Source organism: Labrenzia sp. ATLA3, assembly GCF_057180185.1.
This window is the reverse complement of record NZ_JBXUKV010000020.1, coordinates 1-984: the sequence shown is the minus strand read 5'-3', so window position 1 is coordinate 984 and position 984 is coordinate 1. Positions and strand designations below refer to the sequence as shown.

At 58.4% G+C, this 984-nt stretch carries 1 protein-coding gene; it reads right to left on the bottom strand.

All coding sequences use genetic code 11. From position 1 onward, the window contains the following. A partial coding sequence (locus tag AC2A6O_RS29020) for a calcium-binding protein (protein ID WP_498932176.1) occupies positions 1 to 984 on the bottom strand: 984 nt, incomplete at both ends.

Below are 984 nucleotides of genomic sequence, written 5' to 3'. Positions count from 1 at the left end.
GATGTCATAGTCGGAACGGTTCCCCGAATAGTAAACCGCATCATTGCCGCTGCCGCCGTCGATACTATCGTCACCAACCCCACCTACGAGGATGTCGTCGCCGTCTCCGCCGTCCAGGGTGTCGTCGTCACCTTCACCGCGCAGAGTGTCGTTGCCAGCACCGCCGATCATCGTATCGTTGCCGCCACCCCCGTACATGGTGTCGTTGCCGTCACCACCATCCAGGTAGTTGTCTCCTGTATTGGGCTGTGAGCCGCGTTCATCGTCGATGAAATCGTCACCGGCCCCACCGTAGACGACATCGGCGCCTTCGCCGAAGAGGATCGTGTCGTCACCCGCACCGCCGTAAATGGTGTCGTCGCCGGCGCCACTGTAGATGGTGCTGCCGTCGTCATGGGCTGTGATGGTATCCGCGCTGTCGTTGCCGGTGATCGATGTCTCGGCAACGCCGGTGTCGGTGAAGGTCGTCTGGCCTTCGGCAAGTTGATAGGTTTCTGCGACGTCAGAAACGGCCAGTTCAAAGGTTTCCTGAGACGTGGACCCGTCTGAAGACGTAGCTGTGACGGCAACTTTGATGGTCGGTTCGCTTTCGTAGTCGAAAGTCGCACCGGCTGCCACCGTGATCACCCCGTCGTCACCAACAGTGAACCTGTCATCGGAAACCGAATAGGTCACCGTGTCGGTTGCGTCTGCATCCATTGCCTGGGCGGTGATACCCACCACGGTGCCTTCTGTGGCATCTTCGGCAAACCCGTTCGCTGCTGCATCAACGTCAGTGACAGCGGAGACAGAGGTTTCATTCACATCGGAAGCGGAAATGGTGAAGGACTCTTGCGAGGTCGAACCGTCGGAAGAGGTTGCCGTCACCAGGATATCAATGGAACCCTCAGTCTCCGCATCGAAACTTGCACCGTCTGCAACACGGACAACTCCGTTATCGTCCACCGTGAAGCGGTCATCATCGACGGAGTAGGAAACGGTGTC